The sequence below is a fragment of the Streptomyces silvisoli genome (genome assembly GCF_029269905.1).
In the GTDB taxonomy this organism is placed as follows: Bacteria; Actinomycetota; Actinomycetes; order Streptomycetales; family Streptomycetaceae; genus Streptantibioticus_A; species Streptantibioticus_A silvisoli_A.
Genome location: NZ_JARJBC010000004.1, coordinates 282,601 through 297,923 on the forward strand (window position 1 = coordinate 282,601; position 15,323 = coordinate 297,923).

The window sequence follows — 15,323 nt, forward strand, 5'->3', positions numbered from 1 at the left end:
CGGCCCCGGACGTGTGCCCGGCAAGGCTCCGGCGTTCAGCCGTCCGCCACCTCGATGCCCAGCGCGCCCGCCAACGCCGGTGCCAACTCGACGAGTTGAGCACTGTTGATCAGCGCACCGCTCAGCGCGTCGTAGCCGTCGGCGAGGTCGAGTCGGCCGGCCCCTGTCAGGTCGACCCGCTTCAGCGTGGCCCGTGCCAGCCGCAGCCGCTCCAGCGCCGTGCCGGGGAACGACACGTCGGTCAGGCGGGCGCCGCCCAGGTCGACGTCGCGCAGCACGCAGTCCTCGAAGCGGACCTCGCGCAGGGTGGCCGCCCGCAGGTTGACCGAGTCGAACTTGCACTGGCGGAAGGTCACCCGGCGCAGCTGGGCACCGTGGGCCTCGGTGCCCGCCAGTACGCAGGAGTCGGCCGTGGAGTCGAGCCAGTTGGTCTGCGCGCAGTCGGTGCCGACCAGGCGGGTGCCCTGTATCCACACCTCGTTGAAGCGGGCGGCGCGCAGCGAGCCACCGGTTATCGCGCACTGTGTGATGGCGCATTCGAGGAACAGCGTGTCCTCGGCCCGCTCGTCCTGGAGGGTGAGGTCGTCGAGCCGCACCGTGTCGTACCGCCGGCCAGCGGCCAGCCCGCCGCGGTGCGGCTGGAGCAGCTCGGCGTACGGCAGGTCGGCGAGTTCCCGTGGCGCGTTCATGGGGACACGCTAGCGAGGGGCTCTGACAGTCGCCCTTCCGGCGGATCTTCTGGTTCGGGGTGCGGCCGGTTCGGCACCGCCGGGCTCCGCCGTCGTGGTTGCTCGCCGATGCGACGGGACAGGACGTGGGGGCGAGCCCCCACGCCCCCGGTTGTGGATATCAGTCGGATACCGGCACCCGCTTGCTAGGTTGCCGCCATGAGCCACCACCGCCCGCCCGGCGCCGCCTCTGGCGCGGGGGCCGGTGCGCCGCGCCCGGTGCTTGTGCCCGCCGTGCGGGTGCCGGAGCGGCGTGGCACGGAGGCCGCGCTGCTGGCCGCCGCCGTGCTGATCAGCGTCTACGGCTACGTCAACGTGGGTCTCGCCCGGCACAGCTCGGTGCCGCGCGGCGCGGCGGAGTACGGGGCCGCGCTCGCCGTGCTGGCCGCCGTCGCGCATCTGGCGGTGCGCTGGCGGGCGGGGTACGCCGATCCGTTGCTGCTGCCGATCGCGTTGCTGCTCAACGGGCTGGGGCTGGTACTGATCTACCGGCTGGACCTGGAGACGCCGGGGAACGCGGCGGCGCCCACCCAGATGGTGTGGTCGACGCTCGGGATCGGCCTGTTCGTCGCGGTGGTGGTGCTGCTGCGGGACCACCGGGTGCTGGCCCGCTACGCGTACGTGTCGATGGCCGTCGCACTGGTGCTGATGGTGGTGCCGATCTTCTTTCCGGCGATCAACGGCGCCAGGATCTGGATCCGGTTGGGCGCGCTGTCGTTCCAGCCGGGCGAGTTCGCCAAGATCCTGCTCGCGGTGTTCTTCGCCGCGTACCTGGCGGCCAACCGGCACGCCCTGGCATACACCGGGCGCACCCTGTTCGGCCGGCTGCGGTTGCCCACCGGCCGGGCGCTCGGGCCGATCCTGGTGGTCTGGGCGGTGAGCATCGGGGTGCTGGTCCTGGAGACCGACCTGGGCACCTCGCTGCTGTTCTTCGGGGTCTTCGTCTTCCTGCTCTACGTGGCCACCGGCCGCACCGGCTGGATCGTCATCGGCCTGCTGCTGGCCGCCGCGGGCGCCTACGCGGTCAGCACCGTGGAGCCGCATGTGCACAGCCGCGTCGACAACTGGCTGCATCCGTTCGCCAGCATCGCCGCCGGACAGGGCGCCGGGCAGCTCGCGCAGTCGCTGTTCGCCTTCGGCGGGGGCGGACTGCTGGGCACCGGACTGGGAAGGGGCCACTCGATCCTGATCGGCTTCGCGGTGAAGTCCGACTTCGTCCTGGCCACCCCGGGCGAGGAGTTGGGGCTCACCGGCCTGGCCGCGATCTTCCTCCTCTACACGCTGCTGGTGGCCCGCGGCTACCGGGCGGGGGTCGCGGTGCGCGACCCGTTCGGGCGGCTGCTGGCGGTCGGGCTGGCGTCGATCGTGGTCCTCCAGGTCTTCGTGATCGCGGGCGGGGTGATGGGCCTGATCCCGCTCACCGGCATGGCGATGCCGTTCCTGGCGCAGGGCGGCTCGTCCGTGGTCACCAACTGGATCATCGTCGCGCTGCTGGTCCGGCTCAGCGACTCGGCCCGCGCGCCCCGCCCGCTGACCGCCGATACCGGTGAGATCGCCGCGGTACGGCCGGTGGAGGACGACGAGAGGTGATCCGCCACATCCGGCACGCCGCCGTCCTGTGCCTGCTGCTGCTGGTCGCGCTGCTGGTGAACGCCACCCGGGTGCAGGTGGTCAACTCCGGCTCGTACAACGGCAATCCGGCCAATCGGCGCACCGTCCTGCTGCGCTACGGGCAGCCGCGCGGCGACATCCTGGTGGGCGGCGCCACTGTCACCGGCTCCAGGGACACCGGCGGGCAGCTGCGGTACCGGCGCACCTACCGCGACGGCTCGCTGTACGCGCCCGTCACCGGCTACGCCTCGCAGACCTACGGCACCACGCTGCTGGAGAACGCGGCGGACGCGGTGCTGTCCGGCACCGATCCGCGGCTCGCCGCGTTCCCGCTGTGGAACGCGATCGCCCGCGAGCGGAATCCGGGCGGGCGGGTGCGCAGCACCGTCCTCCCTTCCGCACAGCAGGCCGCGTTCACCGGGCTGGGCGGCCGGAAGGGCGCGGTGGCCGCGGTGGAACCGACCACCGGCAGGATCCTGGCGCTGGTCTCCTCGCCGACGTACGACCCGGGGAGCTTCGCCGGCACCGGCGCCTCGGACGTGGTCGCCTGGCAGCGGCTGACCGCCTCCCCTGACCAGCCGCTGCTCAACCGGGCGATCCGGCAGACCTACCCGCCCGGTTCGGCGTTCAAGGTGGTCACCGCAGCCGCGGCGCTGGACAGCGGACGGATCACCGACATCGACGCGGCCACCGACTCCCCCGACCCGTACCCGCTGCCGAACACCGCGACCCGGCTGACCAACGAGTCCGGCGGCTGCTCCAACGCCACCTTGCGCTATGCCTTCCAGGTCTCCTGCAACACCGTCTTCGGCAAGCTCGGCGACGACGTGGGGCTGCCGACAATGGTGCGCACCGCACGGTCGTTCGGTTTCGACGACCCGAACCTGGGCATTCCGTCGGGAGTCAGCGAGAGCGTCTTCGACACCGGCATGAACGCGGCCCAGCTCGCCCTGTCGTCCATCGGCCAGTACGACACCCGGGCGACGCCCCTGCAGATGGCGATGGTCGCCGCCGCCGTGGCCGACGGCGGCACGGTGATGCGGCCGTATCTCATCGACCGGGAGACCAGGGCCGACGGCTCGGTCATCGCCGTCACGCGCCCCAACGCCCTGGGCCGCGCGATGAGTTCGCGCACGGCGTCGCTGCTCCAGCGGATGATGCTGGACGTGGTGAACCAGGGCACCGGCACCAGCGCGCGGATTCCCGGGGTGGACGTGGGCGGCAAGACGGGCACCGCGCAGCACGGGGTGGGCAACGTGGGGACGCCCTACGCCTGGTTCATCTCCTGGGCGAGGCCGACGGGTTCGGGCACGGCGCCGGTCGCGGTGGCCGTCGTGGTGGAGGACGCGGCGGCCAACCGCGCCGACATCTCCGGCGGCGGCAACGCGGCACCGATCGCCCAGGCGGTGATGCGGGCCGTGCTGGGCCGCTGAGCGCTCGGCTGGGAGTGCGGCGATGTGCGGTCGCCCGTCCGCGGCACCACTGTGGCTGGCCGCGCGGTTTCCCGCGCCCCTTCAGGGCGCTGCCGGCGCGGCGCCCCTCACAGCGTCCCGGCCGGGGTCTGGGCCAGCAGGAAGTCCACCACGTCGGTCAGCCGCCCCCGGCGCTCGTACGCGGCGCGCTGCCGTACCGCGCCCGGCCCGACCGCGCTCAGCCGCCGCAGGCCCTCGGTCACCGTCTGCTCGTCGCCGAGTTCCTCAAGTGCCGGACGGATGTGCCGCAGCAGGGCGTCCGCCAGACTGCCCGGCGCGGTGGCCCGCCCGGTGCGCGGATCAAGACCGACGGCCGCCAGTTGGTCGCGCGCCGCCCGCCAGCAGGCGGCGCGCAGCAGGGTGGTGGGCAGGTCGGGGCCGGGGTCGCCGCGTTCCACGGCTCGTACCGCGGTGACCACCAGTGCCCTGACCACCGCGGCGAGCAGTGCGCTCTCCTCGGCGGTCACCGGCATGTCGCAGGCCCTCACCTCCAGGGTCGGGTAGCGGCTGGAGAGCCTGATGTCCCAGAAGACCGTCCGCCGGTCCACCAGCGCCCCGCCCTCCTCCAACGCGTCGACCAACTCGTCGTGCTCACGCAGCGAGTGGAAGTACGGCGGCGGCCCGGACACCGGCCAGCGCTGCCAGTGCAGCCAGCGCCAGCTCGCGTACCGGGTGTCCCGGCCCTCGTAGAAGGGCGAGTTGGCGGACAGCGCGATCAGTGCGGGGAGCCAGGGACGCAGATGGTTGCTGACCAGCACGGCCCGTTCCCGGTCGGGTACGCAGATGTGGACCTGGCTGGCGCAGATGGCCTGCTCGTCCATCAGCTCCCGATAGGTCTCCAACTGGGCCAGATACCGCGGCTTCTGGGTGATCTGCAGGGGAAGCGCCCCACCGAGCGTGGTCGCACCGGTGGCGACCGCGCCGAGCCCTTCCGCGGCTGCCGCAGCGGCGACCGTCGCCCGCGACTGGCGCAAATACCGGTAGAGATCGCTGAGTTCGGCGCATGGCGGAGTGCGGGCCTCCAACTGGAACTGTCCGACCTCCGTGGACACGGCGTCCCTCAGGTCCACCGCGGCCCGCTTCACCACCATCGCCGCGGCCGCGGCGACGCCGCGGGTGGCGGGGTCCACCACCATGTACTCCTCCTCCACGCCCATCAGCGGCTTCGCGGATGCGTGGGTCCCGGAGTGGCGCTGCGTCCGGTCTGTCATCGGCACCTGCCTTTCGGTGGGGGTCATGACGACTTCCCTGAGGGCTTGTCCTGCTCGGACTGCTCCGGGGGCTTGCCCCGCTCGGTCTTCTCGGGGTGCCGGACCGCGCAGCTGAGGTTGCCGTCGACCACGTCGACCACCACCGTGTCACCGGGTTCGGCGGCGCCGGACAACAGCAGCGAGGCGACCCGGTTGTCCAGTTCGGTCTGGATGACCCGACGCAGCGGGCGCGCGCCGAACTCCGGCTGGTAGCCGGTGTGGGCCAGCCACTGCTTGGCCGCCTCGGTCAGTTCCAGCTCCAGGTCCTGGGCGTGCAGCCGTCGGCGGCTGCGCTCCAGCATCAGCTCCGTGAGGACCGACAGGTGGTCCCGGCTGAGCGGGTGGAAGACGATGGTCTCGTCTATCCGGTTGAGGAACTCCGGCCGGAACTGGGCGCGCAGGTCCGGCTCGATGGCTCGGCGGATATCGCAGATCGGCCGGTCGGCCATGTCCTGGATGCGGCGCGCGCCGATGTTGCTGGTCATGATGACGACGGTGTTGCGGAAGTCGACGGTGCGGCCCCGCGCGTCGGTCAACCGCCCGTCGTCCAGCACCTGGAGGAGCAGGTTGAAGACGTCCGGGTGGGCCTTCTCCACCTCGTCGAACAGCAGCACGCTGTAGGGCTTGCGGCGTACCGCCTCGGTCAGCTGACCGGCCTCCTCATGGCCGACGTAGCCGGGTGGGGCGCCGACCAGGCGGCTGACGGTGTGCCGCTCCTGGTACTCGCTCATGTCGAAGCGGATCAGCCGGCCCTCGTCGCCGAACAGCAACTCGGCCAGCGCCTTGGCCAGTTCGGTCTTGCCGACACCGGTCGGCCCCAGGAACAGGAACGAGCCCACCGGCCGGTCCGGGTCGCCGAGGCCGGAGCGGCTGCGGCGCACCGCCTCGGAGACCGCGGTGACCGCCTCCTCCTGCCCGACCACCCGGGAGTGCAGCGCCTCCTCCAGCTTCAGCAGCCGTTCCCGTTCGGTGGAGGTCAGCTTGTCCACCGGGATGCCGGTGCGGGTGGAGACGATGGACGCGATGTCGTCGGCGGTGACCGCGGCCACGCCCTCGCGGCGTTCGCCGATCCGCGCCAACTCCTCCTCGGCCCGGAAGATCTGCGCCTTCAGCTCCTCGGCGCGGGCGTAGTCCTCGGCGGACACCGCCTCGTCCTTCTCCCGGCGCAGCCTGGTCACGCGGTCCTCGGCGGCCACCACCTCGGCGCTGCGTCCGAGGGAGCGCAGCCGGACCCGGGCGCCCGCCTGGTCGATGAGGTCGATGGCCTTGTCGGGCAGGAACCGGTCGCTGATGTAGCGGTCGGACAGCTCGGCGGCGGCGACCAGCGCGTCGTCGTAGAACCGCACCTGGTGGTGGGCCTCGTACGCGTCCCGCAGCCCCTCCAGGATCTGTGCGGTCTCCTCGACGGTGGGCTCGCGGACCAGTACCGGCTGGAAGCGGCGTTCCAGCGCCGGGTCCTTCTCCACGTACCTGCGGTACTCGTCGATGGTGGTGGCGCCCACCAGGTGGAGTTCGCCGCGGGCCAGCGCGGGCTTGAGGATGTTCCCGGCGTCCATGGCGCCCTCGCCGCCGCTGCCGGCGCCGACCACGGTGTGCAGCTCGTCCACGAACAGGATCAGTCCGCCCTCGGTGGCCTTGACCTCGTCGAGCACCTTCTTGAGCCGCTCCTCGAACTCGCCGCGGTACTTCGAGCCCGCGACCATGCCGACCAGGTCGAGCTGGACGACCCGCTTGTCGGCGAGCGACTCGGGTACGTCACCGCCCCCGATCCGTTGGGCGAGCCCCTCGACGATGGCGGTCTTGCCGACGCCGGGTTCGCCGATCAGCACCGGGTTGTTCTTGGCCCGGCGGGAGAGGATCTCCACGGTCTGCTCGATCTCGTCGGCCCGGCCGACCACCGGGTCGAGGCGGCCCGCCCGTGCCTCCTCGGTCAGGTCGCGGCCGTACTCGTCCAGGGTCGGGGTCCTGCTGCCCTCGCGGCCGGTGGGCTCGCCGGCGGTCCGCAGGGTGCCGGGGGCGGCGGCGTGTGCGGCCAGGGCCTGGGAGGCGGCGTTGTCCGGCTGCTCGACCAGGGCGCTGAGGATGTGCTGCGGCCCTATGTACGAGGCGCCGCCGGCCCGGGCGAGGGCGTGGGCGGTGATCAGGGCGCGTTTGGCGGCCGGGGTGAGCTGCGGCTCCTCGCCTTCGGCGAGCGCGCCGGTGGGCAGCACCTCGGCCAGCTCGGCGGCGAGCCGGTCGGGGTCGGCGCCCGCCTTGGCCAGCGTGGTCCGGGAGGGTTCGACCTGGGTGGCGGCCCACAGCAGGTGGTCGGTGTCCAGGTCGGCGCTGCCGTCCTCCTCGGCCCGCCGCACGGCCGCGGCCAGCAGTTCGCGGGCGGAGTCGCTCAGCAGCCGCCCGATCGGCACCCGCTCCATGGCGGGCGGCGCGGACTGCGGGCTCAGCCCGAGGAACCTGCCCAGCAGGTCGAAGGGGTCCGAGCCCCGGTCGCGGCGGGGGTCGCGAGGAGTACCTGACAGCATGGGCGTCATCTCCTTCGGCCCTGCGGCGGAAGGCGCGGCGAACCGCACTGAGGTACGTCGTGCGCGCGTACGACTCCCAGTCTCACCCCGCGCACGGCAGCCCGCCAGGCAGACCTCCGCCAGGCGCGGGGGCCTGATCAGGCCACCTGCGCGGTACGAGAGGATGCGGCCGGGCGTTCGCTCGTCATTCACCGCAGGGGGGACCTGTCACCGTGAGCACACCACCGCCGCAGTCGCCGTACGGGCAGCAGCAGCCGTACGTCCAGCACCCGTACCAGCAGTCGTATCCGCAGGGCTACTTCGGGCCGTACGCCCAGCCGCCGCAGGCCGGTTGGGCGGTACCGCCGCCGTTGCCGCCGCAGCGGAACACCGGCAGGGTCATCGCCGTCGTGGTCGGCGCCATCGCGTTCTTCGCGGTGGGCGGCGCCGGGCTGCTGTTCGCGCTGAGCGGTGGCGGCGCGGGGACGCGGGCGGAGTACCGGCTGTCGGTGCCGCCGTCGCTGGAGAACGGCAAGTACGCGTTGCAGCAGGACCTTTCGCAGAAACTGGACAGCGGCATGCCGGTCCGGGACGGTTACGGCGCCCACGATCTGCACGGCTCCGGCGGCACGTACCGTGCGGCGTCGGGGGGCACCGTCGACGGGGTGGTCGTGTCCGGTTTCTACGGCACGATCGACGACCCCGGCACGGCGCGGCAGCACTTCCTCCAGGGCATGGAGCACGGCGCCAACACCAGCGTCGCCGTCTCGTCGAAGGTCATCACCCCGACCGGCTCGGCCGAGTCGCTGTCCTGCGAGGTGCTGAACACGCGGGTGGGCGTGCGGACACTGCCGGCGCCGGTGTGCGTGTGGGGTGACTCCGGCACCGTCGCGGCGGTGATGAAGCTGACCGGGGTCAACCTGACGGTCAGCCCCGACTCCGTCGACCTGAACGCGTTCGCCGACGAGGTGAACACGATCCGCGACGAGGTGCGGGTCAAACTCTGAGCCCCGGCGGCCTCTAGGACGGCTGGGCGCCCTCGCGGATCGCCTGGGCGATCTCCTCGGTGCGGGCCGCCTCCTCGGCGGCGAAGCGTTCCGCGTCGAGCCGTTCGGCGATCTCCTCGTCCTGGGCCATCAGCAGGTCCAGGTTGGAGTCGCCCATCTCGAAGACGCCCATGTCCACGTAGGCGCGTTGCAGCCGTTCGCCCCACAGGCCGATGTCCTTGACGCACGGGACGATGCGGCTGAACAGCAAACTGCGGAACAGCGCCAGGTATTCGGAGCGTTCACTGAGCTCAATGGCCTCCTTGGCCGGAATGCCGAAGTTCTCCAGGACCTCGGCGCCGCGCAGCCGGTCGCGCATCAAATAGCAGCCCTCGATGACGAATTCCTCGCGCTCGCGCAGTTCCGCGTCGGTTAGCTGCTTGTAGTAGTCACGCAACGCCATTCTGCCGAAGGCGACATGGCGCGCCTCGTCCTGCATGACGTAGGCGAGGATCTGCTTGGGCAGCGGTTTGTCCGTGGTGTCGCGCAGCATTCCGAAGGCGGCCAGCGCCAGTCCTTCGATGAGGACCTGCATTCCCAGGTACGGCATGTCCCAGCGCGAGTCGCGCAGTGTGTCGCCGAGCAGGGCCTGCAGGTCGTCGTTGATCGGATACAGCATTCCGATCTTCTCGTGCAGGAACCGGGCGTAGATCTCGGCGTGCCGGGCCTCGTCCATGGTCTGGGTCGCGGAGTAGAACTTGGCGTCGAGATCAGGGGCGGATTCCACGATGCGGGCCGCGCAGACCATCGCGCCCTGCTCGCCGTGCAGGAACTGGCTGAACTGCCAGGAGGCGTAGTGGCGGCGCAGGTCCCGCCGGTCGCGCTCGCTCATCTTGTCCCAGTACGGGGTCGCGTAGAGCGTCATGTTCTGGTCCGGCACGCCCAGCGGGTCGTACGGGTCGACCTCAAGGTCCCAGTCGATGCGCTTGGCACCGTCCCACTGCTTGTCCTTGCCCTTCTGGTAGAGCGCCAGCAGACGGTCCCGGCCGTCGTCGTACTCCCAGGTGAAGCGGGCCTGCCCGGTGGACTGGACGGACCAGTCCATGGCGGCGGCACCGGACTGACCAGGGCGCTGGGCGTACAGCTCATGAGTGGACACCGGGCGTCTCCTCCCCCTCGCGGGACGGGTCGTACTGCGGGACGGCTCTGCGGGCAGCGTCACACGCTGGTTACCGGGGGGTCAACAACTTCGGCCGGAGGTATTGACGGCCTTGCTGACAACACGTCTCATAAGGGGGTGACCGCCGGTAACTCCCGAGCCCAACTTGCCTGAGGTGGCAGCAAGATGACCGTGACACAGGGAACGACCAACGGCCGACAGGACGGGATCGGGCTGCTCAAGGAGCGCGAGCAGGTGGCCGAGCGACTGCTGGACGCGTCCGCCAGGCACTCCTTCGACCCGGACCGGGAGTTGGACTGGGACGCCCCGTTCGAGGACGGGATGTGGTTCTGGCCGCCCGAGCTGTGCTCGCTCTACGACACGCCGCTTTGGCGGCACATGTCCGATGAGCAGCGGATCGAGTTGAGCAAGCACGAATCGGCCTCGCTGGCCTGTGTGGGAATCTGGTTCGAGGTCATCTTGATGCAGCTGCTGATGCGGCACATATACGACATCGACCCCACCAGCCGCCATGTGCGGTACGCGCTCACCGAAACCGCCGACGAATGCCGCCATTCGATGATGTTCGCCCGGCTGGTGAAGAAGTACGGCACACCGGTGTACCGGCCGAGCAGGCTGCACCACAATCTGGCCAGGTTGATGAAGACGGTGTCCACCACGCCCGGATCGTTCACCGCGACGCTGCTGGTGGAGGAGATCCTGGACTGGATGCAGCGCCAGACCTTCCCCGACGAGAGGGTCCAGCCGCTGGTGCGCGGGGTGACCCGGATCCACGTGGTGGAGGAGGCCCGCCATGTGCGGTACGCACGCGAGGAGTTGCGCCGCCAGATGGCCGGCGCGCCACGCTGGGAGGCCGGGCTGACCCGGCTGATGTCCGGCGAGACCGCGCGGGTGGTCGCCATGTCGCTGATCAGCCCCAAGGTGTACGAGTCGGTGGGCCTCAACCCGGGCTACGCGCTGGAGCAGGCGCGCAGCAGTCCGCACCGGCGCGAGGTGATGCGCCGCTCGGCGGGACGGCTCACCGACTTCCTGGACGAGATCGGAGTGCTGCGCGGCCCCGGCCGCAGGCTCTGGCTCAGCTCCGGCCTGCTGGGGTGAGCCCCTGCCCCCGGGCCCGGGCCGACCCCCGGCTAGGCTGCGCATATGGGCGAAAGCGGGGCCTACCGGCGGCTGCCGGTCGCGGAACGGCGGCGGCAACTGCTCGTCGCGGCACTGGACCTGTTCAGCCATCGGCCGCCCGAGCAGGTGTCCATAGACGACATCGCCTCCGCCGCGGGCGCCTCGCGCCCCCTGGTCTACCGGTACTTCCCCGGCGGCCGGCAGCAGATCTACGAGGCGGCGCTGCGCAGCGCCGCCGAGCAGCTGACCGCCTGCTTCACCGAACCGCCGGCGGGCACTCCCACGCAGCGGCTGCGCAACGCCCTGGACCGCTATCTGGCGTTCGTCGCCGACCACGACGCCGGGTTCTCCGCGCTGGTGCGCGGCGGCTGCGTCACCGAGACCAGCCGCACCACCGCGATCATCGACGAGGTGCGGCGCGCCGCGGCGGAGCAGGTCTTCGTCCATCTCGGCGTACCGGCACCGGGGTTGATGCTGCGGATGGCCGTACGGTCGTGGATCGCCGCGGTGGAGACGGTCTCGTTGATCTGGCTGGACGAGGGGCGGCAGCCGCCCGCCGACCAGTTGCGCGACTGGCTGATCGACCACTTCGTCGCGGTGCTCACCGCGACGGCCGCGGGCGACCCGCAGTCCAGCGAGGTCCTGTCCGGGTTCCTGGCCGCCGTGGAAGGGCAGCCGCGAAGCGTCCGCTGAGGGCGGTGCCGGGCGACGGGTGGGCGACAGCCGCGAAGCACACGTCAGCGGCCTGTCGGCGGCGGCGAACGCGACCCGCCCCTTCCCGCACAGCCGCGCGAGTGAGCCGGTGCGATGCTGAAGGCGTGCGAAGCGACGAGAGCGAGTTCAGCGGCGGTCCGCTGGACGGACGGGTCATGCCGGTGCTGGTCGGCCTCACCGGCAGGCCGCCGAAGGTGTACCGGGTCCCGGTGCCCGGTACGGACGGCGCGCCGGAGACCGTGCTGGTGTACCGGCTGGCGCCCGCGGGCAGGCCGCGAAGGACCCGCTGGCGGTACGAGTTCGACCCCGAAGGGCGCGACCGGCAGCGGCTGAAGTGGCCATGGAGCAAAGCGTGACAACGGCGCGCGACCTCCGCCGTATCGCGCGCCCCCGTGGTGAAACCGGCCGGTAGCTCCGGTATCCCGTCCAGACCGTTGACAGGGCTGGCCGGGGCCGATTGGCTGCGTGCTGCGAGCGGGCGCGCGGCCGGTCCGCCTCCCACGCCTGGCGGTCCGCCGGGACCGGCACGCCGCCCGCCCCTTGACCCGCTCCGGCGCGCCGGCCGGCGGCCGGTCTCGGAAGTGACCGCCCGAGTGCGACCCGTGGGGAGGAGCCGATGGACCCGGCGCGCCTCCAGCCGCTCACCGCCGACGATCCCGCACGCGTCGGCGGCTTCGAGCTGCTCGGCAGACTGGGCGACGACGATCCGCGCTCCCCGGCGACCGGCTATCTGGCCCGCGCCGGGGACGGTCGCACCGCGACGCTCCTGCTGGCGCGCGGTGACGGCCCGTGCGACCGGTTCGGCTCGGTGGTGCGCGCGGCGCACGCGATCGGCGGCCGGCACGCGGCCGAGGTGCTGGCCGCCGAGGAGTCCGGCGACCGCCCGTGGCTGGCCACCGAGCACCTTCCCGGGCCGCGGCTGACCGACGCGGTCGCCGAGCACGGCCCGCTGTCCGGCGCCGCCGTACGGGCGCTGGCGGCACCGCTCGCCCGGGCGTTGGACGCGGCCCGCCGCGCCGGGGCCCCGCGCCCACGGCTGACCCCCGGCGGCGTCACGCTGGCCGAGTCCGAGCCGATGGTCACGGTCACCGACGTCACCGACGGTCCGGCGGACGACGTGCGGGCGCTCGGCGCGACACTGCTCTACGCCGCTACCGGCGACATCGATCCACCCGACCTGTCCGCCGTACCGCCCGAGGTGCGTCCGCTCGTCGCCCGCCTGTTGGCCGCGGAGCCGCACCGGGGCCCGGACCCCGCGCGGATCGCCGAGGGGCCCGGCGGACCCTCCCGCCGGACGACGGTGCTCGCGGCGGCGGGCTCGGTGGTGGGCGCCGCGCTGGCCGGGATCGCGGCGGCGCTGGTGCGCGGACGGCCGCCGACGGCCGCCGGAGCCGGTGCCAACCCGTCAAGTCCGCTGCCCGTCACGCCGACCGAGACCCGGCCGCCCGGTGTCGCGCCGCGCCCGCTGTGGACCTACGCCAAGGGGCCGCCCGGTGACGCCCCGCCGCTGCCGGTGGACCAGCGCACCGTGGTGCTGGCGGGCACCGACGGGTCGCTGACCGGGCTCGACTGCGCGAGCGGCCAACGCCGCTGGCGCACGGCCGCGTTCCGCCCGGCGGCCGAGGCCCAGCTCACCGGGGACGGGCTGGTCGCCGGACAGGCCCGGGACACCGGGCCACCGACCCTGGCCGCACTCGACTCGACGCGCGGGCACCGCCGTTGGGAACTGCCGCTCCCATCGGGGTTCGCGCCCATCGGCGGTGGAGTCCTCGCCTCGGACACCGAGACCTGCTACGTGGCGGCGGCCCGGCGCGACACCGTCTGCCTGTTCGCCTACGACCTGGCCACCCGTGAGCAGCGCTGGCGCACCCGGCTCCCCCGCGCCGACCGCACCGCCACCCCACAGGCGACCGTCGACCGCGCCCGGCTCCTCGTGGTCGACGGCGGTTACCTCACCGCGTACGACACCCGCGACGGCCGCCAGTTGGCCCGGACCCGGCTGGGCGGCGAGCGGGACGGCCGTCCGGCCGCCGACGGCACCCGGGCGTACGTCTCGACCGGCTGCGGGATCGCGGCCGTCGACCTGGGCGCCGGACGGATCGCGTGGCGCACCGCCGACACTTCGCGCAGCGCCGGGTACGGCGATACGGCCGTGCTGGGCGGTGTCGTGTACGCCACCGAGCGAAGCGCCGGGTTGCTGGCGCTCGACGCCGACTCCGGGCGGCGGCTGTGGAGTTGCGCGGCGCCCGTGCCGCCGCTGACCGCCGACGCGCCGGTCGTCTACCGCGACCGGGTGTACGCGGCCACCGGTGACGACCAGGTCTGGATCAGTGCGTTCGACCTCAACCGGCGCCGGGCCGCCTGGAGTTACCGGTCGACGCGGACCGGCTCCGGCCGGACCAGGATCGCCTTCCTGGACGAGCGGTTGTTCGTACGCAACGGGGTTATCCTGCAAGCGCTGCCCATGGACTGACCCTCCGTCGACGTATCCACCGCGCGTGCGACCCGGAATCAAACCGATGGGTGATGACTCACGCCGGATTCGCACGTACGAATTCCGCTTTCTCTGACGAAGGTATGACGAGTCATGACAGGATCGGACGCGCCCGACGAAAGGTGATTCGGTCACACCGGAGGTGATGGGATGTCCGTGGTCCACCGGCCCAGCAGGTGGGCGCGATCCGCGCTGTTCTGTGCAGGGATAGCCTTCTCCGCCGCGCTCGCGCTGCCCGCCGTGCCCGCGACCGCCGCTCCGCCACCCGACGACCCGTCACGCAATCCCGCCCAGTCCCCCTCGCCCACCGATCTGTTGACCCGCCTGCAAACCCTCTACCAGCAGGCGGAGCAGGCCACGGAGACATACAACGGCACCCAGGAGCGGCTCGACAAGGAGCGCGCGACGGTCGACACGTTGAACGAACAGCTCGCGCGGCAGCGTTCGGCGGTCCAGGCGGGCCGGGACACCGCGGGCGCGCTCGCCCGCAGGCAGTACCAGAACGGTGGAGTCTCCCCGTACCTGCGGCTGCTGCTCACCGACGACCCGGCGACGGCGCTCAACCAGGCGCACGTGCTCAGCCAGGCGCTGGGCAGCCAGGCCGCGTTGGTGGGCCGGCTGCAGGACGCGGAGCACAAGCTGGGCGACCTGACCGCCAAGGCGCGCGCCTCGCTCGACTCTGTGCACCGACTCGCCGACCAGCAGCGCAGGGAGCGCGACGATGTCAAGGCCAGGCTGGGTGATGTGGAGAAGCTGGTCTCCTCGCTGACCGGCACCCAGCTCGACCAGTTGCGGCAGTTGGAGGAGCAGGGCATCGACCAGGCGCAGCAGGCGCTGCTCGCCTCCGGTGCGCTCGGCGCCGACAACCTGTCGGCCTCAGCGCTCGGGCGGCGGGCCATCTCGTACGCGTACGCGCAGTTGGGCAAGCCGTATGTGTGGGGCGCGCAGGGGCCGAACGCGTTCGACTGCTCCGGGCTCACCTCGCAGGCGTGGGCGCACGCCGGACGGCCGATCCCGCGCACCAGCCAGGAGCAGTGGGCGCGGTTGCGCCATGTGGCGCTGGGCGCGCTGCGGCCGGGAGACCTGATCGTCTACTTCTCGCACGCCACCCATGTGGCGTTGTACGTGGGCAAGGGCAGGGTGATCCAGGCCCCTCGGCCGGGCGGGGTGGTCAAGTTGACGCCCATGGCGGCCAATCCGATCCTCGGGGCGGTCCGGCCGGACGCTTAGCGTCCGGCCGGACATCTGTGTTGGGCGGCTTCGCGCCCAAC

12 protein-coding genes are annotated in these 15,323 nt (G+C 72.3%); 8 read left to right on the top strand and 4 right to left on the bottom strand.

The window, feature by feature from the left end:
- Nucleotides 1–35 precede the first annotated feature (35 nt).
- Nucleotides 36–689: a pentapeptide repeat-containing protein gene (locus P3G67_RS09200; RefSeq protein WP_276092982.1), complete on the bottom strand. Its 654-nt coding sequence runs from the start codon at nt 687–689 to the stop codon at nt 36–38.
- Between the two features lie 198 nt (nt 690–887).
- On the opposite strand from P3G67_RS09200, the gene P3G67_RS09205 reads away from it, so the two are divergent.
- Complete coding sequence (locus P3G67_RS09205) at nt 888–2,318, top strand: FtsW/RodA/SpoVE family cell cycle protein (protein ID WP_276092983.1); 1,431 nt, start codon at nt 888–890, stop codon at nt 2,316–2,318.
- Complete coding sequence (locus P3G67_RS09210) at nt 2,315–3,772, top strand: penicillin-binding transpeptidase domain-containing protein (protein WP_276092984.1); 1,458 nt, start codon at nt 2,315–2,317, stop codon at nt 3,770–3,772. The genes P3G67_RS09205 and P3G67_RS09210 overlap by 4 nt, the downstream gene beginning before the upstream one ends.
- A 107-nt stretch (nt 3,773–3,879) precedes the next feature.
- Here the strand turns inward: P3G67_RS09210 and P3G67_RS09215 are convergent, their stop codons facing one another.
- Together P3G67_RS09215 and P3G67_RS09220 are read right to left on the bottom strand one after the other, a co-directional pair.
- Nucleotides 3,880–5,049: a carboxylate-amine ligase gene (locus tag P3G67_RS09215; RefSeq protein WP_276092985.1), complete on the bottom strand. Its 1,170-nt coding sequence runs from the start codon at nt 5,047–5,049 to the stop codon at nt 3,880–3,882.
- Nucleotides 5,046–7,580 (bottom strand): ATP-dependent Clp protease ATP-binding subunit, encoded by a 2,535-nt coding sequence (locus tag P3G67_RS09220; protein ID WP_276092986.1) that lies wholly within the window; start codon nt 7,578–7,580, stop codon nt 5,046–5,048. The genes P3G67_RS09215 and P3G67_RS09220 overlap by 4 nt, the downstream gene beginning before the upstream one ends.
- 212 nt (nt 7,581–7,792) lie before the next feature.
- On the opposite strand from P3G67_RS09220, the gene P3G67_RS09225 reads away from it, so the two are divergent.
- Complete coding sequence (locus P3G67_RS09225; RefSeq protein WP_276092987.1) at nt 7,793–8,566, top strand: DUF3824 domain-containing protein; 774 nt, start codon at nt 7,793–7,795, stop codon at nt 8,564–8,566.
- A gap of 13 nt (nt 8,567–8,579) precedes the next feature.
- On the opposite strand, the gene P3G67_RS09230 is transcribed toward P3G67_RS09225, so the two are convergent.
- Nucleotides 8,580–9,704, bottom strand: a complete 1,125-nt coding sequence (locus P3G67_RS09230) for a ferritin-like domain-containing protein (RefSeq protein ID WP_391858222.1) — start codon at nt 9,702–9,704, stop codon at nt 8,580–8,582.
- A gap of 186 nt (nt 9,705–9,890) precedes the next feature.
- On the opposite strand from P3G67_RS09230, the gene P3G67_RS09235 reads away from it, so the two are divergent.
- The 5 genes from P3G67_RS09235 to P3G67_RS09255 all read left to right on the top strand — a co-directional run bounded on the left by P3G67_RS09235 (nt 9,891) and on the right by P3G67_RS09255 (nt 15,282).
- A complete protein-coding gene (locus tag P3G67_RS09235; RefSeq protein WP_276092988.1) occupies nt 9,891–10,823 on the top strand; it encodes an AurF N-oxygenase family protein in 933 nt (310 codons plus the stop codon).
- Between the two features lie 45 nt (nt 10,824–10,868).
- Nucleotides 10,869–11,537 carry a TetR/AcrR family transcriptional regulator gene (locus P3G67_RS09240; RefSeq protein ID WP_276092989.1) on the top strand — a complete coding sequence of 223 codons (669 nt, stop codon included), beginning with the start codon at nt 10,869–10,871 and terminating at the stop codon, nt 11,535–11,537.
- A 125-nt stretch (nt 11,538–11,662) separates the two neighbouring features.
- On the top strand, nt 11,663–11,914 hold the full coding sequence (locus P3G67_RS09245) for a hypothetical protein (protein WP_276092990.1): 252 nt from the start codon (nt 11,663–11,665) through the stop codon (nt 11,912–11,914).
- 260 nt (nt 11,915–12,174) lie between these two features.
- Nucleotides 12,175–14,031: an outer membrane protein assembly factor BamB family protein gene (locus P3G67_RS09250; RefSeq protein WP_276092991.1), complete on the top strand. Its 1,857-nt coding sequence runs from the start codon at nt 12,175–12,177 to the stop codon at nt 14,029–14,031.
- A 171-nt stretch (nt 14,032–14,202) separates the two neighbouring features.
- Complete coding sequence (locus tag P3G67_RS09255) at nt 14,203–15,282, top strand: C40 family peptidase (protein WP_276092992.1); 1,080 nt, start codon at nt 14,203–14,205, stop codon at nt 15,280–15,282.
- Nucleotides 15,283–15,323 lie beyond the last annotated feature (41 nt).